At 70.4% G+C, this 22,028-nt stretch carries 24 protein-coding genes, 1 tRNA gene and 3 pseudogenes; 15 read left to right on the top strand and 13 right to left on the bottom strand.

What is annotated here, in order from left to right; all coding sequences use genetic code 11:
• A pseudogene (locus EAD89_RS04215) lies at positions 1–772 on the top strand (hypothetical protein); the annotation flags it as partial.
• Between the two features lie 45 nt (positions 773–817).
• Here the strand turns inward: EAD89_RS04215 and EAD89_RS04210 are convergent.
• Complete coding sequence (locus EAD89_RS04210) at positions 818–2,488, bottom strand: DUF885 domain-containing protein (RefSeq protein WP_121674804.1); 1,671 nt, start codon at positions 2,486–2,488, stop codon at positions 818–820.
• A 141-nt stretch (positions 2,489–2,629) separates the two neighbouring features.
• Here EAD89_RS04210 and EAD89_RS04205 point away from each other — a divergent pair, with 141 nt between their 5' ends.
• A complete protein-coding gene (locus tag EAD89_RS04205; RefSeq protein WP_199733407.1) occupies positions 2,630–3,610 on the top strand; it encodes a DMT family transporter in 981 nt (326 codons plus the stop codon).
• Positions 3,611–3,637: 27 nt separating this feature from the next.
• Here the strand turns inward: EAD89_RS04205 and EAD89_RS04200 are convergent, their stop codons facing one another.
• Together EAD89_RS04200 and EAD89_RS04195 are read right to left on the bottom strand one after the other, a co-directional pair.
• On the bottom strand, positions 3,638–4,708 hold the full coding sequence (locus tag EAD89_RS04200) for a PHP domain-containing protein (RefSeq protein WP_121674803.1): 1,071 nt from the start codon (positions 4,706–4,708) through the stop codon (positions 3,638–3,640).
• A 29-nt stretch (positions 4,709–4,737) separates the two neighbouring features.
• Positions 4,738–5,502 carry a M23 family metallopeptidase gene (locus EAD89_RS04195; protein WP_121674802.1) on the bottom strand — a complete coding sequence of 255 codons (765 nt, stop codon included), beginning with the start codon at positions 5,500–5,502 and terminating at the stop codon, positions 4,738–4,740.
• A 70-nt stretch (positions 5,503–5,572) separates the two neighbouring features.
• Between EAD89_RS04195 and EAD89_RS04190 the strand changes: the two genes are divergently transcribed.
• From EAD89_RS04190 to EAD89_RS04180, 4 genes are all read left to right on the top strand, one after another.
• On the top strand, positions 5,573–5,959 hold the full coding sequence (locus tag EAD89_RS04190; protein WP_121652470.1) for a hypothetical protein: 387 nt from the start codon (positions 5,573–5,575) through the stop codon (positions 5,957–5,959).
• Positions 5,960–6,035: 76 nt separating this feature from the next.
• Positions 6,036–6,203: a hypothetical protein gene (locus EAD89_RS30665; RefSeq protein WP_172899030.1), complete on the top strand. Its 168-nt coding sequence runs from the start codon at positions 6,036–6,038 to the stop codon at positions 6,201–6,203.
• A gap of 117 nt (positions 6,204–6,320) precedes the next feature.
• On the top strand, positions 6,321–6,848 hold the full coding sequence (locus EAD89_RS04185) for a tRNA adenosine deaminase-associated protein (RefSeq protein WP_121652466.1): 528 nt from the start codon (positions 6,321–6,323) through the stop codon (positions 6,846–6,848).
• 184 nt (positions 6,849–7,032) lie between these two features.
• Positions 7,033–7,479: a nucleoside deaminase gene (locus EAD89_RS04180; RefSeq protein ID WP_121674807.1), complete on the top strand. Its 447-nt coding sequence runs from the start codon at positions 7,033–7,035 to the stop codon at positions 7,477–7,479.
• 13 nt (positions 7,480–7,492) lie between these two features.
• Here EAD89_RS04180 and EAD89_RS04175 read toward each other — a convergent pair whose 3' ends face one another.
• Together EAD89_RS04175 and EAD89_RS04170 are read right to left on the bottom strand one after the other, a co-directional pair.
• Positions 7,493–8,647, bottom strand: a complete 1,155-nt coding sequence (locus EAD89_RS04175; protein WP_121674801.1) for a HAMP domain-containing sensor histidine kinase — start codon at positions 8,645–8,647, stop codon at positions 7,493–7,495.
• Positions 8,644–9,300: a response regulator transcription factor gene (locus EAD89_RS04170; protein WP_199733406.1), complete on the bottom strand. Its 657-nt coding sequence runs from the start codon at positions 9,298–9,300 to the stop codon at positions 8,644–8,646. The genes EAD89_RS04175 and EAD89_RS04170 overlap by 4 nt, the downstream gene beginning before the upstream one ends.
• Before the next feature lie 192 nt (positions 9,301–9,492).
• Here EAD89_RS04170 and EAD89_RS04165 point away from each other — a divergent pair, with 192 nt between their 5' ends.
• Genes EAD89_RS04165 through EAD89_RS04150 form a run of 4 tightly spaced genes read left to right on the top strand, consistent with a single transcriptional unit; the run spans position 9,493 to position 13,029 of the window.
• Complete coding sequence (locus EAD89_RS04165; RefSeq protein ID WP_121674799.1) at positions 9,493–10,017, top strand: hypothetical protein; 525 nt, start codon at positions 9,493–9,495, stop codon at positions 10,015–10,017.
• A gap of 47 nt (positions 10,018–10,064) precedes the next feature.
• Positions 10,065–11,096 carry a peptidoglycan-binding protein gene (locus EAD89_RS04160; protein ID WP_233578177.1) on the top strand — a complete coding sequence of 344 codons (1,032 nt, stop codon included), beginning with the start codon at positions 10,065–10,067 and terminating at the stop codon, positions 11,094–11,096.
• Entirely contained in the window at positions 11,093–11,794 is a 702-nt protein-coding gene (locus tag EAD89_RS04155; RefSeq protein WP_121674797.1) for an ABC transporter ATP-binding protein, read from the top strand. The genes EAD89_RS04160 and EAD89_RS04155 overlap by 4 nt, the downstream gene beginning before the upstream one ends.
• A gap of 32 nt (positions 11,795–11,826) precedes the next feature.
• Positions 11,827–13,029 (top strand): ABC transporter permease, encoded by a 1,203-nt coding sequence (locus EAD89_RS04150; protein ID WP_199733409.1) that lies wholly within the window; start codon positions 11,827–11,829, stop codon positions 13,027–13,029.
• An 87-nt stretch (positions 13,030–13,116) separates the two neighbouring features.
• Here EAD89_RS04150 and EAD89_RS04145 read toward each other — a convergent pair whose 3' ends face one another.
• The 3 genes from EAD89_RS04145 to deoD form a co-directional block, all read right to left on the bottom strand.
• The gene (locus EAD89_RS04145) at positions 13,117–13,581 is read right to left on the bottom strand and encodes a thioesterase family protein (protein ID WP_121674795.1); all 465 of its coding nucleotides are present in this window, start codon (positions 13,579–13,581) and stop codon (positions 13,117–13,119) included.
• Between the two features lie 14 nt (positions 13,582–13,595).
• A complete protein-coding gene (locus tag EAD89_RS04140; protein WP_121674794.1) occupies positions 13,596–14,216 on the bottom strand; it encodes a TetR/AcrR family transcriptional regulator in 621 nt (206 codons plus the stop codon).
• 123 nt (positions 14,217–14,339) lie between these two features.
• Positions 14,340–15,047 carry a purine-nucleoside phosphorylase gene (deoD, locus tag EAD89_RS04135; RefSeq protein ID WP_121674793.1) on the bottom strand — a complete coding sequence of 236 codons (708 nt, stop codon included), beginning with the start codon at positions 15,045–15,047 and terminating at the stop codon, positions 14,340–14,342.
• 75 nt (positions 15,048–15,122) lie between these two features.
• On the opposite strand from deoD, the gene EAD89_RS04130 reads away from it, so the two are divergent.
• A tRNA-Ser gene (locus tag EAD89_RS04130) sits at positions 15,123–15,209 on the top strand.
• Positions 15,210–15,336: 127 nt separating this feature from the next.
• Here EAD89_RS04130 and EAD89_RS30950 read toward each other — a convergent pair.
• Positions 15,337–16,215, bottom strand: coding sequence for a DUF4231 domain-containing protein (locus EAD89_RS30950; protein WP_233578178.1), 879 nt, complete (start codon positions 16,213–16,215; stop codon positions 15,337–15,339).
• On the bottom strand, positions 16,143–16,760 hold the full coding sequence (locus EAD89_RS31320) for a tyrosine-type recombinase/integrase (protein ID WP_368666335.1): 618 nt from the start codon (positions 16,758–16,760) through the stop codon (positions 16,143–16,145). The genes EAD89_RS30950 and EAD89_RS31320 overlap by 73 nt, the downstream gene beginning before the upstream one ends.
• Positions 16,761–17,105: 345 nt before the next feature.
• Here EAD89_RS31320 and EAD89_RS04115 point away from each other — a divergent pair.
• The 4 genes and pseudogenes from EAD89_RS04115 to EAD89_RS30215 form a co-directional block, all read left to right on the top strand.
• A pseudogene (locus EAD89_RS04115) lies at positions 17,106–17,358 on the top strand (GntR family transcriptional regulator); the annotation flags it as partial.
• Positions 17,355–18,037, top strand: a pseudogene (locus tag EAD89_RS30945) (HAD family hydrolase). The pseudogenes EAD89_RS04115 and EAD89_RS30945, both read left to right, overlap by 4 nt.
• Positions 18,038–18,324: 287 nt before the next feature.
• Complete coding sequence (locus tag EAD89_RS04105; RefSeq protein ID WP_121674792.1) at positions 18,325–19,236, top strand: hypothetical protein; 912 nt, start codon at positions 18,325–18,327, stop codon at positions 19,234–19,236.
• On the top strand, positions 19,226–20,026 hold the full coding sequence (locus tag EAD89_RS30215) for a hypothetical protein (RefSeq protein ID WP_147458753.1): 801 nt from the start codon (positions 19,226–19,228) through the stop codon (positions 20,024–20,026). Before EAD89_RS04105 ends, EAD89_RS30215 begins: the two co-directional genes overlap by 11 nt.
• 336 nt (positions 20,027–20,362) lie before the next feature.
• On the opposite strand, the gene EAD89_RS31210 is transcribed toward EAD89_RS30215, so the two are convergent.
• The 3 genes from EAD89_RS31210 to EAD89_RS04095 all read right to left on the bottom strand — a co-directional run bounded on the left by EAD89_RS31210 (position 20,363) and on the right by EAD89_RS04095 (position 21,971).
• Positions 20,363–20,644 carry a YDG/SRA domain-containing protein gene (locus EAD89_RS31210; protein ID WP_255421254.1) on the bottom strand — a complete coding sequence of 94 codons (282 nt, stop codon included), beginning with the start codon at positions 20,642–20,644 and terminating at the stop codon, positions 20,363–20,365.
• Positions 20,565–20,744, bottom strand: a complete 180-nt coding sequence (locus EAD89_RS31205; protein ID WP_255421255.1) for a YDG/SRA domain-containing protein — start codon at positions 20,742–20,744, stop codon at positions 20,565–20,567. The genes EAD89_RS31210 and EAD89_RS31205 overlap by 80 nt, the downstream gene beginning before the upstream one ends.
• Positions 20,745–21,221: 477 nt before the next feature.
• Entirely contained in the window at positions 21,222–21,971 is a 750-nt protein-coding gene (locus EAD89_RS04095; protein WP_121674791.1) for an SDR family NAD(P)-dependent oxidoreductase, read from the bottom strand.
• Between the last annotated feature and the right edge of the window lie 57 nt (positions 21,972–22,028).

Genomic DNA, 22,028 nt, shown 5'->3' with positions numbered 1-22,028 from the left:
GCTCACGGCGACCCCGACGGCCAGCCCGAGCCCGGAGCCGGGCCGCAGCTCGGACGGCAACCTGATCACCGACATCCTGGACGGCATCGGAGATCTCCTCACCGGTGGACGCGGAGGGGACACCGCGACCCCGTCGGCGAGCCCGAGCGTCCGGCCGTCGGCGAAGCCGACGGCTACGTCGGCCCGGCCGCCGGCCGCCGGCCCCGGGGTCACCGACTGCCCGGCGCCGGCCCCCACCCGTCCCGCGAAGCCGGGCAAGGTGGAGCCGGGCAAGGTGGAGCCGGGCAAGGTGGAGCCGGGCAAGGTGGAGCCGGGGAAGCCGTTGCCGCGCATCGCGGCGGACCCGACCCTGCCGAAGGTCGCCCAGACACCGTCGAAGCTCACCGGCTCCAAGGTCACCATGACCGGGCTGCGGTTCGAGGGGATCACCGAGCTGGAGTCCGAGAAGGGCCACCTCAAGGTGCTGAAGTTCAGCATGCGCGAGGCGGTGACCGACGACTTCCTGCTGCGTGCGGACGGCCCCGACGGGCGCAACCAGCGGTACGCGACCGACCGGTTGACCGTGCGCGGTGACGTGGCCTTCTACGCCACCCGGTTCGTCGGCCGACTGCTCGGCATCAAGATCACGCTGACTCCGGATCTGCCGCTGCCGGACGGCCTCCCGGTCACGTCGCCGATCCCGATCACGTTCACTGACCCGGTCATCGACCTGGCGTACGTCACCAGTGACACGCTGACCGCCCGGCCGACGCTGGCACTGACCCTCGGTTGAGCACCGCCCCTCGCCGGGCGTCGTGCCGGCGAGGGGCGGTGACGGTCAGAGTCGAGCCAGCGCCCGGCGCAACGGGTCGAGGCCCAGTGCGCCCAGGTCCAACGCCTGCCGGTGGAACTCCCGCAGGTCGAAGTCCGCGCCCTTGCGGGCCTTGGCGTCCTCGCGGGCCTGGAGCCAGATCCGCTCACCGACCTTGTACGACGGCGCCTGCCCCGGCCAGCCCAGGTAGCGGTTCAGCTCGAAGCGCAGGTTCTCGTCCGGCACCCGGCAGTGCGCCCGCATGAACTCCCAGCCCAGCTCCGGCGTCCACCGCTCGCCGGGGTGGAAGCCGAACGGGTTGTCCTTCGGGATCTCCAGCTCCAGGTGCATGCCGATGTCGACGATCACCCGGGCCGCGCGCATCGCCTGGCCGTCGAGCATGCCCAGCTTGTCGCCCGGGTCCTCCAGGTAGCCCAGCTCGTCCATCAGCCGCTCCGAGTAGAGCGCCCACCCCTCGCCGTGTCCGGAGACCCAGCAGAGCAGCCGCTGCCAGCGGTTGAGCAGGTCGGAACGGACCGCGGTCTGCGCCACCTGGAGGTGATGACCCGGCACGCCCTCGTGGTAGACCGTGGTCACCTCCCGCCAGGTGGAGAAGTCGGTGATGCCCTGCGGCACCGCCCACCACATGCGCCCGGGGCGGGAGAAGTCCTCGCTCGGGCCGGTGTAGTAGATGGCGCCGTCGCTGGTCGGGGCGAGGCAGCACTCGATCCGGCGGACCTGCTCCGGGATGTCGAAGTGGGTGCCGTGCAGCTCGCTGATCGCCTTGTCGGCGAGCGCCTGCATCCAGTCGCGGAACGCCTCCTTGCCCTGGATGGTCCGCGCCGGGTCGGCGTCCAGCGCGGCGACGGCCTCGTCGACACTGGCGCCGGGACCCGCGATTCGCGCGGCGACGACGCGCATTTCCGCCTCCAGGCGGGCCAGCTCCGCGAAGCCCCAGGCGTACGTCTCGTCCAGGTCGATCTTGGCACCGAGGAAGTACTGCGAGGCCAGTTCGTAGCGCTCCCGGCCGGCGGCCTGCTTGTCCCGCCCGTGCGGCGCCAGCTCGGCGCGCAGGAACTGGCCGAACTCCGCGGTCGCCGCGGTGGCCGCCGCCGCCCCCCGGCGCAGTTCGGCGCCGAGCGTGCCGTCCGCGCCCAGCCGCTCCACCAGCCCGTGGAAGAAGTTGTCCCCGGTCGGGTCGACCCAGACGTCACACTGCTTGGCCACCTCGACCAGCTGCACCTTCGAGCTGATCTGGCCGGCGGCGAGCGCCTCCCGCAGCGTGGTCTTGTAGCCCTCCAGCGCGCCGGGGAAGCCGTTGAGCCGGGCGGCGATGTTGGCCTGCGCGTCGGCCGTCGCGGTCGGCATCAGGTCGAACACCATGCGGATGTCGTGCAGCCCGCTGGCGATCACGTTGACCTCGCTGGTGGCCTCGCCGGCCTCGTACCGGGCGAGGTCCAGGCCGAGCCGTTCCTGCATGGCCTCCTTGGCGGTGCGCTCCGCCTCGGAGTCCGGCTCGGTCACCTCCAGCTCGGAGAGCGTCCGGCGGGTCAGGTCCGCGCGCGCCCGGTAACCCTCGGGCGAGAGGTCGTCCAGCTGGTCGTCATGGCCGGCGATGCCGACGTAGGTGGCGCCGGTCGGGCTCAACGGCGCCCACTCGGCCACGTAGCGGTTGGCGAGTTCATCAATTCGTCCCACGGTGCGACCCTACGTGACCGACCCGCCCCGGTGTCGACGACGTTTGTCGTGTTCAGCGAGCGGTTGGCGGCACCGTGGTGGTCAGAGATGGTGTCCGAAAGTCGCGCGACTTTGTCGTACGCCTCGGGCAGAGTGTCAGGGGTGAACACCGACATCACTCCTGACAAGGCGCCGCTGCGCGCCTGGCTGCCGGGATTCATCGCACTCGCCGCCATCTGGGGCTCCAGCTTCCTGTTCATCAAGGTCGGGGTGGCCGAGCTGCATCCGGTCCAGCTCACCCTCTACCGGGTCGTCGCCGGTGCGCTGACCCTGCTGGTGGTGCTCGCCGGGCTGCGCGACCGCCTGCCTCGCGAGCCCCGGGTCTGGGCGCATCTCTTCGTGGTCGCCGCCTTCGGCGTGGCCGTGCCCTTCACCCTCTTCGGCTACGGCGAGCAGCGGGTCGAGTCGATGCTCGCCGGCATCTGGAACGCCACCACGCAGCTGATCGTGCTGCCGCTGGCGGTGCTGGTCTTCCGCACCGAGCGGCTGACCGTGCGCCGCGGGGTCGGGCTCGGGCTGGGCTTCCTGGGCGTGCTCGTGGTGCTCGGGGTCTGGGAGGGCATCGGCGGGGCGCACTTCATCGGGCAGGTCATGTGCTTCGGCGCGGCCGCCTGCTACGGCCTCGCCATCCCGTACCAGAAGCGGTTCATCGCGGGCAGCACGCACTCGGGGCTGTCGCTCTCCGCGGCGCAGTTGCTGCTCGCCGCCGGCCAACTGGCCATCGTCACTCCGTTCGTCGCGGGCGCGCCGCCGCTGCCGACAGACCTGTCGCCGAAGGTGGTGGCCAGCGTGCTGACCCTCGGCGCGCTCGGCACCGGGCTCGCCTTCGTGATCAACATGCGCAACATCCGCGTGGCCGGAGCGAGCACCGCCTCCACCGTGACCTACCTGATCCCGATCTTCGCGGTGCTGATCGGGGCCGTGGCGCTCGACGAGCGGCTCAACTGGCACCAGCCGGTCGGCGCCCTGATCGTGCTGCTGGGAGTCGCGGTCTCGCAGGGCGTGGTCGGCCGGCGGCGGCCCCGACCGGTGGTCGGCGTCGGCGCGCCTGCCGCGCCCGCGGCGGAGCCGGTCAGCCGCTGAGGCTCGACCGGCCCGTGGGCGGGCGCCTCAGGACCGGTCGCCCGCCCACGCCACCAGCTGCTTCGCCGACCAGGTGTTGACCACCCGGTCGGCGGGGACGCCGCAGCGGGCGGCCCGCTCACAGCCGAACCGCTGCCAGTCGAGCTGGCCGGGGGCGTGCGCGTCCGTGTTGACGGCGAACCGGCAGCCGGCCTCCAGAGCGCGGCGGATCAGCCGCTTCGGTGGGTCCTGCCGCTCCGGCCGCGAGTTGATCTCGACGGCGGTGTCGTGCTCCGCGCAGGCGGCGAAGACCGCGTCCGCGTCGAAGTCGCTCTCGCCCCGGGTCCGGGCCCGGTGCCCCCGGTCGCCCGGCCCGGTCACCCCGGCCGGGCGGGACGACACCATCCGGCCGGTGCAGTGACCGAGGATGTCCAGGTGGGGGTTGGCGACCGCGGTCAGCATCCGCCGGGTCATCTTCGCCCGCTCGTCGTTCAGGCCGCTGTGCACCGAGCCGACCACCACGTCCAGCCGGGCCAGCAGCTCGTCGTCCTGGTCCAGCGAACCGTCGGCGAGGATGTCCACCTCGATCCCGGTCAGAATCCGGAAACCGTCCGGCAGCGCCGCGTTGACCTGCGCCACGTGGTCGAGCTGACGGCGCAGCCGATCGGCGGTCAGCCCCCGGGCCACCTTCAGCCGGGGCGAGTGATCGGTCAGCACCATGTACTCGTGGCCCAACTCCACCGCGGCCAGCGCCATCTCCTCGATCGGCGAGCCACCGTCGGACCAGTCCGAGTGGGTGTGACAGTCGCCGCGCAGCGCTTCGCGCAGCGCCGCCGCCTCGGCGTCCAGGTCAGTGCCCTCGGTGGCCACCAGCCGGCGCAGGTAGACCGGCTCCTCACCGGCCAGCGACTCCGCCACGCAGCGGGCCGTGACGTCACCGACCCCGGCCAGCTTGGTGAGCGTGCCGTTGCCGGCCCGCTCGGCCACCTCGGCCGCCGGCAGGCCGGCCAGCGCCTTGGCCGCGGACCGGAACGCCCGCACCCGATAGGTTGCCTCGTTCGCCCGCTCCAACAGGAACGCGATGCGGCGCAGGTCGGCGATGGGGTCCCGGGCCTTCATCCCACCGAACCTAGCCGTTGCCGGGCCGGTCAGGGAGCCTTCGGGCAGCCGTTTCTGCGCTGCCACGCGGTCACCTCGGCGGCCGGTTCCCGATTGCCGCCACGCCGCCAGGAGTCCAGATAGCGCGCCGGCCAGAGCACCCCGCGCCGGATCCACCAACCGTCCCGACCCGTACACGGCGGCGAGATGCCGAAGTGCACATGGCAGACGTTGTTCGCGTTGCCGGTGCGGCCCACCTTGCCGAGCTGCTGCCCGGCACGCACCCGGACCCCGGCGTCGACGCCCGTGGTCACCACGCTCAGGTGCGAGCCGTAGTACCGCACCCCGTCATCGCCGAGCAGAGCGACGGACAGGCCGCCGTTCTCCGGGCCCTGCGGTCCGCGCTTGTCGTACCGGTCGGTGCGACTCACCTCGAGCACCGTCCCGTCGGTCACCGCGACGAACTGCTCACCGCAGTCGGCGAAGATGTCCGTCGCCGGGTACGCGCCGTGCGTCCGGTGATAGGCGACGTCGTCGGCGCGTACCGGGAAGACGTGCCGAAGCCCGGCGCGCGGTGCGGTCACCGACGGCCCGGCCGACGACGTCGCCGGCCGGGCGGGACCGCTCGCCGTCGGCGTGGCGGATGGCAACCCGGGCTGGTCGGCGGTCGCCCAGACCGCCGGCGGCGTCGGCGCGGCGCCGCCCGGTGGCACTCCCGGCCGGGTGGTCGCGCAACCGGCGGCCAGCACCGGGGCGAGCAGCAGCAGGACCGGGTACGCCGTGCGCGCGCGGCGGCCGATCGTCGGCGAGGGCATCCGGTCATCCTGGCAGACCGGTAGCGTGGGCACGAGCGACGCGCGTGAGGGGAGGGCAGCGACGGTGACCATCGCCCGGCCCGATCCCGGCCCGGATCCCGACGCCGTCGCGCGCCCGGCGTCGCGTACCCCCTCGGGGCTCTTTCCGGCCGGGCCACCGACCCGCCCCACCTACCGCGAACCGCACCCGGTCACCGGCGGCGGTGTCGCCACCGGCGGCGGCGCGGCGGCCGCCTGGTTGTTGTTGTTCGGTCTGCTCGGCACCGACGTGGCCACCTACGCGTGGTGGACGGTGGTGGCCGGTCTGCTGGCCTGGCTGACCGCCCTGGTGCTCGTGCGCTTCGGCGACCGGGGGGTGGCCACCGGGGTGGCCATCGTCACCGCCGGTGGCTGGAGCATCGCTGCCGCCGTGGTGGCGGTCCGGTGGGCGACCGCCGGCGACTGGCCGCTGTGGTGACTGCGCCGCGTGCCCGGTTGGCTGCGTAGCGAACGCCGTCTTGACGTGGCCGCCCAGACTGGGCACGCTCGGCACTATGGCCTGGACCACCCCGCGGCAGGACCCCGATCGAAGCCGCCGCCGCCTGCAGCTGCTCGCCGAGTTGGCGGGGGCCCGGCAGGTACGTCAGCGCAACCGGCCCCAGCGGCTGCGCACCGAGCGTCTACGCCAGCTCATCGCCACCCGCCGTCGGGTAGCCGGCTGATCCGACTTTGTCAGGAATGACCGGCCCTTCGGGGCGTTGACCGGTCGCCTGCCGACCCGACCGGCTAACGTGCACGCGTAACGAGTCGGCGCTGTGCCGAGGGCTATTGGGGGGACCGTGTCGTACTTCGCTGCGGCCGTGGTGCGCGACGACAGCGGCTGGACCGCCGCCGAGGTCAGCCTGCGTGGCGCCACCGACCTCGACGAGGTCGCCGACCGGCTGCGTGACGTCGACCAGGAGGCCGACATCTCGCTGCTCTTCGTCGAGGCGGACGACGCCTACCTGGTGATCCTGCGCCTGGATGAGGGCGAGGACCTGCGGGTGTTCGGATCGGACTCGGCGTACGCCGAGGAGTCCCGGCTGGGTTCGCTGCTGGTCGGTGACCTGAAGACCTCGGTCACCGGGCTCGACGACGGCGACGAGCCGCGCCCGGCGACCAGCGGCGACGAGGAGAGCGAGCAGCCCGCCGTCGACCCGGAGGCCGACCCGGTGGGCGACGCCGACCTGCTCGCCAACCTGGGCATTTCCGCGCAGAAACTGCTGGCCCTGTGCACGCACGAGGGGATGCTGCCGGCCGACGTCACCGCCGAGATCTGCGAGGTGCTCGGCTGCGCCGACGAGGTCGAGGACCTGCGTGAGGTCTGATCCCACCGGTACGGGATCGAGCGGTGTGGGCGGCGGGGAGCCCGCCGACGCCACGGATCCCCAGCTGGAGACGATCCGGCCGGGGCAGCCGACCCCCGGCGCGGTGGGCCGCGCCGGACCGGGCGCCCACGAGGGGTTGGCCGACCCGGGCGAGGTCGGCCGGCGGCAGCGGCACGAGCTGTGGATGCGCCGTGCCCTGGAGGTCGCGGTCACCGGCCCCGCCGTCGACGACGCGAACGCCGCCGACGTGGACGACGTGCCGGTGGGCGCGGTGCTCTACGGCCCGGACGGGACCGAGCTGGCGATCGGGCGCAACGAGCGGGAACTGACCGGCGACCCCACCGGGCACGCCGAGGTGCTGGCGCTGCGCCGGGGCGCCGAGCGGGCCGGCCGGTGGCGGCTGGACGGCTGCACCCTGGTGGTCACCTTGGAGCCGTGCACCATGTGCGCGGGAGCGCTGGTGCTGGCCCGGGTCTCCACCGTCGTCTTCGGCGCCTGGGAGCCGAAGACCGGCGCGGCCGGCTCGCTGTGGGACGTGCTGCGCGACCGCCGACTCAACCACCGCCCCGAGGTCTACGGCGGCGTGCTGGAGGCCGAGACCGCGGCCGTGCTGCGGGCCTTCTTCCGCTGACCCGCGGGCAGGCTCAGGCCGGGGGGAGGCAGACCGTGACCTCCAGCCCGCCGCCGTCGCGCGGTCGGGCGGTCACCGTGCCGCCGTGTGCCCGGGCCACCGCCCGGACGATGGAGAGCCCCAGGCCGAACCCGCGCCCGCCGCCGACCCGCTCGCCGGAGAGCCGGCGGAACGGCTCGAAGATCGCCTCCACGTCGTAGCCGGGCACCACCGGGCCGGTGTTCCGCACGGTCAACGTCGGGCGGCCGCCCCGCAGCCCGGTGCTCACCCGGACCCAGCCGCCGGACGACACGTTGTGCCGCAGCGCGTTCTCCACCAGGTTGGTGGTGAGCCGTTCCAGCAGCACCGGGTCGCCGTGGACCATCGCCGGCGCCAGCTCCCGGGTCACCGTGGGGCCGCCTGCACCCACGCCGGCCTGGTCCAGCACGTGGTCGGCCAGGTCGGCCAGGTCCACCCGGGACCGGGCGGTCACCTCGTTCTCCGAGTCGGCCAGGGTGAGCAGCCCGTCGATCAGCCGTTCGTGCCGCTCGTTCACCGCCAGCAGGGACTCGCCCAGCCGGCGTACGTCCTCGGAGGCGCCGTCGCGGGTGACCGCCAGCTCGATGAGCGACCGGTTCAGCGCCAGCGGCGTACGCAGCTCGTGCGAGGCGTTCGCGACGAAGCGGCGCTGCCCGTCGAAGGAGCGGTCCAGCCGTTCCAGCATCTCGTCAAAGGTGTCGGCCAGTTCGCGTACCTCGTCGTGCGGGCCGGGAAGCGAGATCCGTTCGTGCAGGCCGCGACCGCCCACGGCGATCCGCCGGGCCGTCCCGGTGATCTGGTGCAGCGGTTGCAGCGCCCGGCCGGCGATCAGCCAGCCGAAGGCGATGGCCACCAGGGAGACCAGGCCGAGCGCGATCCCGCCCTGGGTGAGCAGCGAGTAGAGCGTCTGGTCCCGGGCGTCGCCCTGGGCCTTGTTGATGATGAGGCGTAGCTGCTCGGCCTGGTTGCCGGAAAGCCTCGTCCCCACCTCCGGGATGATTGGCTTGGCGTCGCGCAGCGCCACCCCGAACGGCTGCGCCGTGCGCTGTTCGACGAGCACGTAGGTGACCGCGAGCAGGACCAGCCCGGCGACCAGGAAGAGGCCGCCGTAGATCAGGGTGAGCCGGGCCCGCAGCGAGAAGCGCTTCACGGGACCCGGTATCCCACACCGGGCACGGTCTCGACCACCGGCGGTTCGCCCAGCTTGCGGCGCAGCTTCATGACAGTGACCCGGACGACGTTGGTGAACGGGTCGATGTGCTCGTCCCAGGCACGCTCCAGCAGCTCCTCGGCGGAGACCACCGCGCCGTCGGCGCGCAGCAGCTCGACCAGCACGGCGAACTCCTTGCGGGACAGCGGCACGTACCGGCCGTCGCGGTGCACCTCGCGTCGGGCCGGGTCGACCAGGACGCCGGCCCGGTTCAGGGTGGGCGGGGCGGCCCGGCGGGTCCGCCGGCTCAGCGCGTGCACCCGGGCGGAGAGTTCCACCAGGGCGAACGGCTTGGTCAGGTAGTCGTCGGCGCCGAGCGCCAGGCCGGCCACCCGCTCCCGCACGGCCGCCGCTGCCGTGAGCATCAGCACCCGGGTCTCCCCGCCACTGTCCACGATCGCCCGGCACACATCGTCGCCGTGCACCACCGGCAGGTCCCGGTCCAGGACGACCACGTCGTAGTCGTTGACGCCGAGTCGTTCCAGCGCCGCGTCGCCGTCGTACGCGACGTCGACCGCGAACGCCTCGCGGCGCAGCCACTCGGCGATGCTCTCGGCGAGCAGGCTCTCGTCCTCGACCACCAGCACCCTCACTCGCCCATAGTGCCCCGGGCCCGGATAACGCCGCCGTAAACGTTGGCGGTTACGCCCGGGATACGCCCCTTGTCGTGGACTGACCGGGACGCCCGCCGGGTTCCGTCGGGCGGATCGCAGGGCCCGGCGGGTTCCGTCGGGCGGATCGCAGGGCCCGGCGGTACCCGCCGGGTCCGGGAGAGGAAGCGCGCGATGCGACGAGGACTGTTCGCGCTGCCGCTGCTGCTCGCGTTGGCCGTCGCCGGCTGTGGCGGATCGAGCGACGAACCGGCGGTGGCGACCGCCGGCGGTGGCGGGGCGCAACCGGCGTCCGCCAGCCCGGGGGCTCAGCTCAGCGACGACGAACGGCAGCTCAAGTTCAGCGAGTGCATGCGGGAGAACGGGGTGGAGGTGCCGGATCCGGAGCCGGGCGGTGGTCGGCTGTTCCGGTTCGGCAAGGACACCGACCCGCAGAAGGTGCAGGCGGCGATGGAGAAGTGCCGCCAGCACCTGCCCAACGGTGGGGAGAAGCTCAAGCTCGACCCGGAGCAGGTGGAGCGGCTGCGCAAGCTCGCCGTCTGCATGCGGGAGAACGGCGTGCCGGAGTTCCCGGACCCGTCGGCGGACGGTGGGATCCAGCTGCGGCTCGACCAGGTGAACATCAAGGACCCGAAGGTGAAGGCTGCGATGGAGAAGTGCCGCCAGTACGCGCCGAAGATCGCTGGAGCCACCCGGTGAGGGCTCGTCGCCTTCGGCTCCGGACGGTCGCGCTGACTGTCGCAGTCGTGGTCGCGGCAGCGGCCGGCGTTGCGGCCGCGGTCGGCTTCGGCGGCACCGATCGGGGTACGGCAGCCGCCGGCACCACCCCACCGGCCACCGCCACGGTCACCCGGCAGACGCTGACCGACGCGCAGAACGTGGACGGGGAGTTGGGCTACGGCAGCACCCGGACGGCCGCCGCCCGGCTCGGCGGGACGATCACCGCGTTGCCGGAGACGGGCACGGTGGTGAAGCGGGGCGGCCGGCTGTACGCGGTGGACAACGACCCGGTGCTGCTGCTCTACGGCTCGCTGCCGGCGTACCGGGTGCTCGAACCGGGCGTCGAGGGGACGGACGTCGCGCAGTTCGAGCGGAACCTGCGGGCGCTCGGCCACGACGGCTTCACCGTCGACGACGAGTACACCGGCAGCACCGCCGACGCGGTCCGGGAGTGGCAGGAGGATCTCGGGCTGCCCGAGACGGGCCGGGTCGAGCCGGGCCGGATCATCTACGCCGACGGCGCGGTGCGGGTGGAGAGCCACCAGGCGGCGACCGGGGACGCGGCGCAGCCGGGCCAGGCGGTGCTCGCGTACACCGGCACCAGCCGGCTGGTCACCGTCGAGCTGGACGTGGACGACCAGCGGCTGGCGAAGGAGGGCGGCGCGGTGAGTGTCGCCCTGCCGGACGGCGACCCGGTGGCCGGGAAGATCGAGTCGGTGCAGACGGTGATCGAGGCTGGCTCGGCCGGCGCGACCGGGCAGTCCACCGAGGCCGAGACGAAGATCGAGGTCACCGTCTCGGTGACCGACCCGGCGAAGCTCGCCGGGTACGACCAGGCGAGCGTCGAGGTCACCTTCACCGCCGCCGAACGCCCGGACGTGCTCACCGTTCCGGTGGCGGCGCTGCTCGCGCTCGCCGAGGGCGGATACGGGGTCGAGGTGGTCGACGGTGGCCGGAGCCGGATCGTCGCGGTGACCACCGGCCTCTTCGCCGCCGGTCGGGTCGAGGTCAGCGGCTCGGAGATCGCCGAGGGCACGACCGTGGGGGTGCCGGCGTGACCGGTGACGCCGTGGTGCTGGACGGGGTGAGCCGGACGTACCCGGGCGGGGTCGCCGCGCTGTGCGAGGTTTCGCTGCGGATCGGGTACGGCGAACTGGTGGCGATCGTCGGCCCGTCCGGTTCCGGCAAGTCGACGATGCTGCACCTGATCGGCACCCTGGACCGTCCCTCCGCCGGCCGGGTACGGATCGACGGGTACGACGTGGCGACCCTGCCGGACCGGCAGCTCTCGGCGCTGCGGGCACGCCGGATCGGCTTCGTCTTCCAGCAGTTCCATCTGGCCGCCGGCACGCCGGTGCTGGACAACGTGGCCGACGGGCTGCTCTACGCGGGCGTACCGCGCAGGGAGCGGCGGCGACGCGCGGAGGCGGCGCTGGAACGGGTCGGGCTGGGCCACCGGCTGACCCACCGACCGCACGAACTCTCCGGCGGCGAGCGGCAGCGGGTCGCGGTGGCCCGGGCGGTCGTCGGCGAGCCGGCGGTGCTGCTCGCCGACGAGCCGACCGGCAACCTCGACTCGGTCGCCGGCGCTGCGGTGCTCGCACTGCTGCGCGACCTGCACGCGGCCGGCACCACGGTCCTGGTGATCACCCACGACCGGGAGATCGCCGACGGGTTGCCCCGGCAGGTGCGGATGCGCGACGGCCGGGTGGTGGCCGACCCGGCCGCCGGCCCGTTCGTCGAGGAGGTGCGCTGATGGCGACCGACACCCACCTGCGGCTGGTGCCAGTGGACGCACGCCCACGGCTGACGCCGGCCCGGCTGGGCCCGGGCGACGTGTTCCGGGTCGGCGGGGTGGGGCTGCGCACCCGGCCGCTGCGCGCGTTCCTCTCCGCGCTGGGCATCGCGATCGGCATCGCGGCGATGGTCGCGGTGGTGGGTATCTCGTCGTCGTCCCGTGCCGACCTGGACCGCACCCTGGCCCGGCTCGGCACCAACCTGCTGACCGTGGCGCCCGGCAACACGCTCTTCGGTGATCAGGCGAAGCTGCCGGTGGAGTCGGTGGCCATGATCGGCCGGATCGCGCCGGTGACCGGTGTGGCCGCCACCGGCCAGTTGCCGGACACCCCGGTGTACCGCAGTGATCGCATCCCGTCCGGTGAGACGGGCGGCATCGCCACCCGGGCCGCCCAGCTCGGGCTGCTCGGCACGGTCGGCGCGACGGTGCGCAGCGGCACTTGGCTGAACGAGGCCACCGAGCGCTATCCGGCCGTGGTGCTCGGCGACGCCGCCGCCCGACGGCTGGGCCTCGGTGCGGCGGGACCGGACGTGCAGGTCCACCTGGGCGGGCGCTGGTTCACCGTGGTCGGCATCCTCGCGCCGGCCCCGCTCGCCCCGGAGCTGGACAGCTCGGCGTTGGTCGGCTGGCCCGCCGCAGCGTCGTACCTCGGCTTCGACGGGCACCCGACCACGGTCTACACCCGGTCCCGGGAGGCCTCGGTGGAGGCGGTCCGGGACGTGCTCGGCGCGACCGCCAACCCGGAGGCGCCGAACGAGGTGCAGGTCTCCCGGCCCTCGGACGCGCTGGCCGCCGCGGCGGCCACCGACGAGGCGTTCACCGGGCTGCTGCTCGGGTTGGGTGCGGTGGCGCTGCTGGTCGGCGGTGTCGGGGTGGCCAACACGATGGTCATCTCGGTGCTGGAACGGCGGGCCGAGATCGGCCTGCGGCGGTCGCTGGGCGCCACCCGGGGGCAGGTCCGGGTCCAGTTCCTGGCCGAGTCGCTGCTGCTCTCGGCGCTCGGCGGGGCGGGCGGGGTGCTGCTCGGCATCCTGGTCACGGCCGGCTACGCCCTCTGGCGGCAGTGGCCGACCGTGGTGCCGGTCTGGGCGATGGCCGGCGGCGTCGGGGCGACCCTGGTGATCGGCGGTCTGGCCGGCCTCTACCCGGCGGTCCGCGCCGCCCGGCTCGCCCCCACCGAGGCGCTGGGCTGAGCCCCGCCGACCCGGGGCGCCTCCTTCGGGTGCGTTCGATGTTGCTCCGGCGACAGCGGACGCACCCGAAGGCGTTGCCGGAGCGCGTCAGGCGGAGGTGGCGGCGGGGCGGAGCAGGGTGGCGGCCACCGCCCGGGCGGCCTCGGTCCACGGCGCGGGTCGCAGTGTCGCCGGGTCGAGGCGGACGATCGCCCGCCGCCCCTCGGCGTGCACCGTGTCGCCGTCGACGGAGCGGAACTGGAAGGCGTACTCGGCGCTGCTGGTGCCGAAGTGTTCGAGCCAGAAGTGCACCGCCACCGGACCGGTGGCGGCGATCGGCGCCCGGTAGGTGATGGTGAACTCGCGGACCGCGTGGAACAGGTCCGGCGGGGTGGCGGTGCCCCGGTAGGCCAGCCCCCGCTCGGTCCAGTACGGCGTCAGGGCACGTTCCAGCAGCACCGCGTAACGCGCGTTGTGCAGGATGCCCATCGCGTCGAGGTCGTCGAAGTGCACCGTGACGTGCTCGACGTGTCCGAACTCGACGGTGGGCTGGTCGGCGACGGCGTGGGTCATGAGGGGCCTTCCGTTTACAGGGTCGGGTTGGGGCAGAGCGTGCGCAGGCGGTCCAGCAGGCCGGCGCGGGCGTACCGGTAGGCGGCGTCCGGGTCGAGCAGCCGGGACTGCATCGCGGCACCCATCCCGAGGGCGTCGATCTCGTACGCCAGCTGCGGGACGTCCAGGTCGGCGGGGAGTTCGCCGGCGTCGACCGCCTGCTGGACCAGGCGCTCCAGGAACGCCGTCCACTGGCTGTACGTCTCGGCGAGCCGGTCGCGGACCGGGCCGGGACGGGCGTTGAACTCGAACTGGGTGTTGGCGAAGAAGCAGCCACCGGGCAGCACCCGGCTGGCGTAGAAGCTCAGCCGGGCGTCGTGCAGGGCGCGGAGCCGCCGTACGCCCCGCGGGGCGCGCAGCGACGGCTCGACGATCCGCTCCTGCCAGAGAGCCACGGCCCGGTCGATCGCGGCGAGCTGGAGCGCCTCCTTCGACCGCCAGTGCGCGAAGAGGCCGGACTTGCTCACCCCGAGCGTGTCGGCGAGCTGGGCGAGGCTGAGCCCGTCCAGGCCGGCCTGGGTGGCGAGCACCACGGCCGCGTCCAGCGCGGCGTTGCGGGTGCGCTCGCCCCGGGCGAGGCGTCCGTCGACGGTCATGTGGACACCGTACTAAACAAGCACGACCGGTCGTATTGTTTTATCGGTGACCGTCGTCACCCACCTACAGCACAACGCCCCGCCGTCCGGACGGACGACGGGGCGGCGGGGTACGACGAAAGGTCAGGCGATGATGGTGTCCAGGGCGATCTCGACCATCTGGCTGAACGTCTGCTCCCGATCCTCCGAGGTGGTCTTCTCGCCGGTCTTGATGTGGTCGCTGACGGTCAGCACGGTCAGCGCGCGGGCCTTGAACCGGGCGGCGATCGTGTAGAGGGCCGCCGACTCCATCTCCACGGCCAGGACGCCGTAGTCGGCGAGGGTGTCGTAGAGGTCCGGCCGGTCGGTGTAGAAGGCGTCCGCGGCCAGGATCGGCCCGACGCGCATGCTGATGCCGCGCCGCTCGGCCACCTCGACCGAGGTACGCAGCAGCCCAAAATCGGCCACCGGGGCGTAGTCGATCAGCCCGTCGAAGCGCATCCGGTTCATGTTCGAGTCGGTGGACGACCCGATCGCGGCGACCACGTCGCGCAGTTGGAGGTCGGTGCTGAGGGCGCCACAGGAGCCGACCCGGATCAGCGTCTTCACGCCGTACTCGTTGATCAGCTCGTGGGCGTAGATGGAGGCGGACGGCATGCCCATGCCGGAGCCCTGGACGGAGACCTCGACGCCGTTCCAGCGGCCGGTGAAGCCCAGCATGCCTCGGACCGTCGAGTAGCAGGTGGCGCCCTCGAGGTAGGTCTCCGCGATCCACTTGGCCCGGAGCGGGTCGCCCGGCATCAGGACCCGCTCGGCGATCTCTCCCGGCTTCGCGCCGATGTGCGTACTCATGGCAAAGATCCTGCCAGGCCGGCTCGGGCGATACCGGTTCGGAGTGGGAACCAGTGGTCCTGTACCCTCGTCGGCGGTGGCGTGTCCGAGCGGCCTAAGGAGCACGCCTCGAAAGCGTGTGAGGGTTAACGCCCTCCGAGGGTTCAAATCCCTCCGCCACCGCTCTGTAGTGCAGAAACGCCCGGTTGATCCGCGAGGATCGACCGGGCGTTTCTCTTCCTGGTCTCAGTTGTGGTCTCGGTTGCCCTCTTGGGGATGCCTCAACCCGTCGGAGTTGCGGCTACGCCGCTCACTCCTCTCGCGTCACCTCAACCGGCTGGTCGAGCTGCTGCTGCCGCTTGTTCTGTTCGTCTCGTAGGCGCTCGACCGTGTCTGCGAAGAGAGCGTAGGCGTCGGACTCGCTGAGCTTGGCGTACTTGCCGACGCGAAGCTCAACCGCTTCGTATTCTCGCTCAATAGCGTCAGCCGTCTGCTGGGAGTTGAAGCTACGCTCGTGGTATTTGAAATACCCTGTGAAGCCGGCAGCGAGACCTACCGCCGCACTAGCTCCTACGGTTAGCCACCTTGCTTGGATGAACGAGACGGATGCCGTGGCGATAGCAGAGGTGATGACAGAGCCGACGATGATGATGCTTTGGAAACGGTTGTGAACCTTCCGGGTGCGGCCTGCGTCCTCCCTGAACTGAGAAATCAAGTCCGGGACGTCATCCCTGTATCGCTTCTGAGCAGGTAGGGCGGAGTCCTGAGCACCGTCGCTTTCTGTGTCTACCTCCGCTTGTGTCCTTCGGCGAACAACGTGGAGCTTCTTGATCATGATGCGCGTGGAGCGGGTTCGCTTGTACTGCCAATAGGCAAGTGCTGGCGACCCTAGAAGTGACACCCCGGCCACAAAGTAAATCGGCTCAGCAAGACGGGTGATCTGTTCGAATTCCTTAAGCGTCGCGATTGCGGCGAGGGCGATGAGAATCAGATTACCGACGAAGATCCAGGCAAGACCCGCACTTCGCCAAATCTGTTGGAGATGCAGCTTTTCCTCTGCATCTATTATCAGGCCGCGCACGTAGTCCGGATGCCAGTCCTTGGACTCGTTATTGACTACCTCGGCCCATTTTTGCTCGTTGGTGACGTCGCCCTTGTGACGCGAAGCACTCGTTGCCCCCGGCTGCATGACCGCCACGCTATGGCGGCTGTGGAGAGTTTGGAAGATGAGATCTTGTCGTGATATCGACACTTGCCTTGGAGGATGCCGCGTGATCCGTGGCAGGACGCAGCCGGTGCGACGCGGTGCCGGGTGCGTCGTATCGGTACGTCTTTGGCCGGGTAAATCTGGGTGGCGTGCAACCCGTTGGCGTCGGCGGTGGCGTTCCAAAGCGGGCCGCCGACCTGCCGGGCAATGTCTCGCCGTACTTGCGTGGTCAAGTGCTGATAGCGGGCCGTCATCGTGGAGTTGGACCAGCCCATGATGGACATGACGGCCCGCTCGGCGACCCCGAGGATGAGCAGCACCGTGGCGGCGGTGTGCCGAGCGTCGTGCAACCGGCCGTCCCGCAGCCCGGCGAGCTTGAGCAGCCGTTTCCACTCGTCGTAGTCCGTACGCGGGTTGACCGGGCCGCCGGTAGGCGTGGCGAACAGCCAGGTGCCACCCTCCCAGAGTTGGACGGCGTTGACGCGCTCCTGGCCCTGCTCGTCGCGGTGCTTGCGAAGCAGCGTCACCAGCTCGTCGGGTAGCCCGATGATGCGTCGGCCGGCCCGAGACTTGGTCTGAGCGGTATCGGCTCGTACCTGCGGCGGTCGGGGCAGTGTCCGCCGTGCTTTCGGCCGCACGATGGGCGGCACCCGTGCTCCCACCTCGGCCGCTGCCGGCCGCGCCGGATAGTCAGCGTTCCGGCGTCCAGGTCAACATCCGACCAGCGCGGGCCGAGCGCTTCCCCTTGGCGCAGGCCGAGGGCGAGCGCGACCGCCCGCCGCGCGCTGTTGCGCCTACTGGGGGCGGTGGCCAAGAGCTGTTGAACCTCGGCGACCGAGTACGCTAGATCTCACTTTCTGGCAGGCGGGGTGTCTCCGCTGTTCAAGCTCTACATCCTGAACGGCGAAGAGGTCTTCTACGGCTTCTACCCGGTCGTTGAGTGAGCGCACCGTCTCGATCAAGGGCGAGCCGATGGCGATCTACGACCTCATGGGCAAGGACGTGCCGCTGTTCCACTACGCGGTGACCGACGACGACGTCTCGCACGGAAGGCAGTTCGTCGAGGCTCTCCGCCAGTGGTTCGACTCGGTGTGGTCGACTATCGCCTACCGGTACGACGGATGAACGCCGACCTCGGCCGCCTGCTCGACGGGGTAGGCGCAGTCCTACTCGACTTCGACGGACCGGTGTGCAGCTTCTTCGCCGGATACCCGGCGCCGCAAGCTGCCGGAGAGCTGGTCGACGTAATGCGGCGGCGGGGCGTCGACGTGCCGCCGGGTCTGGCCGGCGAGCCGGATTCCGCTTGTGGTCTTGCGCAGCACCGCGGCAGCTGGCGACCACAGCGTCACGCGGGCCGCCGAAGACGCGCTCTGCGCGGCCGAGCGCCAAGCCTGCGAGAGCGACGAATCCACGCCTTACGGCCGGGAGGTCATCGTCGCTGCTCAGCAGGCGGGACTACCCGTGGCGGTGGTCAGCAATAGCTCTGCCGGTGCTATCAGCGCCTACCTGACAGCGCACCGGCTCACTGGGGCCGTGTCGCCGGTGGTTGGCTGGCGTACGCCTACCCACACCTCACGAAGCCCAACCCGGAACCGATCCTGCAAGCGTTCGTGCTCTTGGTGACCGACGCAGCGCTGCGTTCTCATCGGAGACTCACTGTCAGACATTGAGGGACCGCGGGCCGCTGAAGTGCAGGTCATCGGCGACGCAAACCGTGCCGCCAAAATCAAGTCTTCAGCGATGCCGGGCCGATGCAGTCATTACGAACATGCGGAAAGTCGCTCAGCAACTCCTTGAGCTGTAGTCAATCCGGAATCCGACAGGGTGCCCGGGTATTGACCGTCGCTCCTCTTGGCGCGTGCGGCCTGCGCAAAGCATTCGCCTGCCCTGCGACCGATTGAGCAACCTGCGTAGCCCGAGCAGGTTCATCTGTGCAGTTTAAGAGCAAATCGGAACCAGTCGAGACCGTGGGGCGCGGCCGCCCCTTGGCACCCAAAGCGAGGTGATGCCGATAGACTGACCGCCGCTTGGAGACTGTGCCCACGTTTGCGAGAAGGCCGGAGGCAAGCGCGAGTGGGGGATTCGCCTGAAATGTTCGAGACGTGGGATGTCTCGCGCTGGAGCCTGATCCGCCAGGAAACTATCGGAGCGGATGAGAAGTACTGGCTTGCCGACCCGAACGACAGGCAGGCGTGGCTCTTCAAGGCGAACAACACTCACAGGAACGCGGCAGGCGAGTGGTCGCAGCGGGAGGACTTCGCCGAGAAGGTGGGCGGCGAACTGGCGTCCGCGATGGGCATCCCATGCGCACGCATCGAGCTCGCACGCCGCGATGATGAGTCAGGCTGCGTCTCGCTCAATCTGTGTCCTGAAGGCTGGGAGCTCCAGACTGGCGCGGTGGTGCTCGATGGCCTCCTTGAGGACTACGAGCCGGGCTATATGGGCAACAAGGCTCGACCGGGGCACTCCCTGGAAAACATCTGCCAGGCGCTCGACGGTTACGGCCCACCCCCGGGAGCGGCTGTCCCAGCCGGCTTCGAGGCCTTCGATGTTTTCGTCGGGTACGTCGTCTTTGATGCGGTAGTCGCCAATCGGGATCGCCACGACGAGAACTGGGCCGTCATGCGTCCTCCGCCGGACGGTAGCCGTGCGACCCTTGCTGGCTCTTTCGATCACGCCCGCGCTCTAGGCTCGACCCTGCGGGAGGCGAAGATGTCCGCCCTTCTTCAGGGAGGGGTGTCGAACTGGTGCGAGAAGGGCACGGCGTGGCGTTTCGAGCACGACCCTGAGCTAACTTGTCCTACTTTGGTCCAGGTGGCCTCCAGCGCTCTTCGCATGGTTGCTCCTGCCGTACGGGAGTATTGGCTTGAGTCTGTGGCGGACATCACCGAGGCAACGGTCGTCGGCCTGACCAGCAGAATCCCAGACATGTCGGTGGTGGTCAGTACCTTCATTGAACAGGTCGTCATGACGAACCGGAGGAGGGTCCTCGATGGCTGCTAGCAGCGCCTCGACCAGCCCGGTGGCATCAGCAAGTTATGTGAGGCCGTCGATGCGAAGGTTGATTGTGGCATGGCAACACCCGCGAGCCCGAGCCATTCAGCCAGTCGGGATCTTGGCCTTCGATGGGAAGCAGTATTATTTCGATTACATCGAAAGAGTGCTCAACGTGGAGGGATTCGAGCCTTTCGTAAGCTTTCCTGACCTTCGGAAAAACTACAAATCCACACGGCTCTTCCCGATATTTGCGCAACGGGTAATGGATGCCAGGCGACCAGACTTCCACCGCTACATTGAAACGCTGGATCTAGCGACTGTCGACGCCACGCCGTGGGAGCAGTTAATCCGATCGGAGGGAAGGCGGACGGGGGATTCCGTCATGGTCTTCCCTGAACCGGTGGTGGGTCCAGATGCCGCGACTAGCTGCCACTTTCTGGTTCACGGCATCCGGCATATTCTGCGGGAGAACCCTGCAGTGGAGGCGAAGCTTCAACGACTGCGCCCCGGCGACCGCTTGTCGATCGTCCCGGAACCGACAAACCCGGTCAACGATAAGGCCATTCTCACCGTTGACGAAGACAGCGTCGCGCTCGGCTGGGTCCCAGATCTATTGCTTGACTATGTTCACGCCGTTCGGAGCACTGGCCCTTACGCAATAACGGTCCAACATGTCAATGGCCCCGATGCGCCGGTGCATCTGAGGTTACTTGTGTGCCTCGAAGGGTCGGTACCGCCGGGATACTTGCCCTTTCGCGGCGAGTCATGGCAGCCGTTGACACGAGAGGGGATCTGAGGGACGGCAGACTTGGGAAGCGTGCAGGCTCTACGGCTTGTGGTGCTCCCGGTGGTACGCCAGCCGCGCCCAGTCCACTGGATGGGCAGCCAGGAGCCGAAGGTTCCCTCGTTCGGCGGCCGTCACCGTCTGCCTGATAACACGGTAAGGGTCGACGTAGATTGCGCCGGTGTCGAACAGCAGATGGTCGTTGGGGCAGAGGCATAAGAAATTGCTCGCCACGCCGGGGCCGTTGTAAGGCCTCCGAGAGCACGGATATGTGCCGCCTCTGCGTACGGCCCAGCTGGCGTCGCCAGTTGGATCCCGCAGACCTGGCACCTGTAGCCGTGTAGACGCTTAACGCTGTTGGGCGACGGCGGTGCTTCGGACAAGGCGCTGGATGGTAGCTTCCGTGCGGGCGGCCGGCTGGTCCGTAGTGACTTGGGCGACCGCGGGCGGTGGCGGGTCTGAGCTCTCCAGGGCTACCAGGCGGTATCGGCAGATCTTGAAGCCGTACTTACCGGTGTCGCGCCAGTGATCGACTACTCGGAACAGGCCGTCATATCGGAGGCCGACCTTGGGGGAGAGTACGCCCGATCTCCACCGGCGCCTCTGACCACCCGCACTGATTGCCGTCAATCTGGCTCCGCGCGAGTCCGAGGTTGCCGCAGGTCAACTGTTGGTCTGCAATCTGCCGTTTGGTCCGTGGATCGTTGCCACCCTGGCCCGTGTAGACGATTTCGGTGCCGTAGTCCTCGTCGTCTATATAGCCCGGCCTAGGCCACGGTCGACTCCGCGCCGTCTATGCCTCCCCAAATACGCCCTGGTTCGGCCGGTGCACTCCGGGCTCGGTGAGCTCATCTCGTTTGTGAACGTTGCGCCGGGAGGGTAGCCGGGAATTTCGCCGTAGGTCCGCTCGGAAGGCATGGCCGCACGATAGGACAAGGGGCCGACGTCCGTGGGGCGGCGAGGCGCCGGAGCGGCAGAGGCGGTCTGAGTTGTGGTCTCGTTCGCCGCCGTCCGGGGGTGCATGCAGCCGCTCATTGACGGCTGTCATGCCTGTTCGGGGTCCCTACCGGACCCTCTCGGACGCATGATCGCAGACGTCGAAAGCGTGTGAGGGTTAACGCCCTCCGAGGGTTCAAATCCCTCCGCCACCGCTCCTGAAATGCAGAAACGCCCGGTCGATCCGCGAGGATCGGCCGGGCGTTTCGCATTAGAGCTGCTGCTCGCCGCCATCCACGAAGAGTTCGCCGCCGGTCATGAAACTGCTCTGGTCGGAGGCGAGGAAGAGCGCGGCGTTGGCGATCTCGTCCGGGTGGGCCACCCGGCGCATGGGCACGCCCGAGGCGATGGCCTCCAGCAGGCCGGGTGCCTCCTCCGGGCTGGGCGCCAGGCCCGCGAGTCCGGGGGTCTCGGTCGAGCCGGGAACCAGGGTGTTGACCCGGATGTGCCGGTCCATCAACTCGGCGGCCCAGGTGCGGCCGAACGAACGGATGGCGGCCTTGGAAGCGGCGTAGACGCTGAACGCCGGAGTGCCGTTGACTGCGGCCGTCGAGCCGGACAACACCACCGAGGCTCCGTCGTTGAGCAGGGGCAGGGCCTTCTGCACCGTGAAGATGGTGCCGTAGACGTTGGTGTCGAAGGTGTTCGTGACGTGCTCGACCGTGATCGAGCCCAGCGGAAGGAACTCTCCGCCTCCGGCGTTGGCGAACACCACGTCCAGCCCCGCGCCCCGAGCCTGGATCGCCCGCATCACCCGGTCCAGGTCGTCCTGGTTGCTGACGTCGCCGGCGATGCCGGTGGCGTTGGCGCCGATGCTGGTCACCGCCTCGTCCAGCGGGCCCTTGCGCCGGCCGGTGACGAAGACGTACGCGCCTTCGGCGGCGAAGCGGCGGGCGGCGGCCAGGCCGATGCCGGTGGTGCCCCCGGTGACGAGGGCGGTCTTGCCGTCGAGCTGTCCCACGATGGATCTCCTCAGGTTGCGGTGCGGATGTCCGGCCGGCTGTCGTGCCGGCCGGTG

This window comes from Micromonospora sp. BL4 (assembly GCF_003667505.1).
Lineage (GTDB): Bacteria > Actinomycetota > Actinomycetes > Mycobacteriales > Micromonosporaceae > Micromonospora.
Note: the sequence above shows the minus strand (reverse complement) of the source record. Positions and strands in the feature narration are given on the sequence as shown.

Bases quoted from the DNA above. Each gene is read 5' to 3' on its own strand.
- EAD89_RS04195 (WP_121674802.1), bottom strand. From the start codon at position 5,502: ATGCCCTCGCCGACGATCGGCCGCCGCGCGCGCACGGCGTACCCGGTC.
- EAD89_RS04105 (WP_121674792.1), top strand. From the start codon at position 18,325: ATGTTCGAGACGTGGGATGTCTCGCGCTGGAGCCTGATCCGCCAGGAA.
- EAD89_RS04165 (WP_121674799.1), top strand. From the start codon at position 9,493: ATGCGACGAGGACTGTTCGCGCTGCCGCTGCTGCTCGCGTTGGCCGTC.
- EAD89_RS30950 (WP_233578178.1), bottom strand. From the start codon at position 16,215: ATGCAGCCGGGGGCAACGAGTGCTTCGCGTCACAAGGGCGACGTCACC.
- EAD89_RS04140 (WP_121674794.1), bottom strand. From the start codon at position 14,216: ATGACCGTCGACGGACGCCTCGCCCGGGGCGAGCGCACCCGCAACGCC.
- EAD89_RS04200 (WP_121674803.1), bottom strand. From the start codon at position 4,708: ATGAAGGCCCGGGACCCCATCGCCGACCTGCGCCGCATCGCGTTCCTG.
- EAD89_RS30215 (WP_147458753.1), top strand. From the start codon at position 19,226: ATGGCTGCTAGCAGCGCCTCGACCAGCCCGGTGGCATCAGCAAGTTAT.
- EAD89_RS30665 (WP_172899030.1), top strand. From the start codon at position 6,036: ATGGCCTGGACCACCCCGCGGCAGGACCCCGATCGAAGCCGCCGCCGC.
- EAD89_RS04145 (WP_121674795.1), bottom strand. From the start codon at position 13,581: ATGACCCACGCCGTCGCCGACCAGCCCACCGTCGAGTTCGGACACGTC.
- deoD (WP_121674793.1), bottom strand. From the start codon at position 15,047: ATGAGTACGCACATCGGCGCGAAGCCGGGAGAGATCGCCGAGCGGGTC.
- EAD89_RS04180 (WP_121674807.1), top strand. From the start codon at position 7,033: ATGCGCCGTGCCCTGGAGGTCGCGGTCACCGGCCCCGCCGTCGACGAC.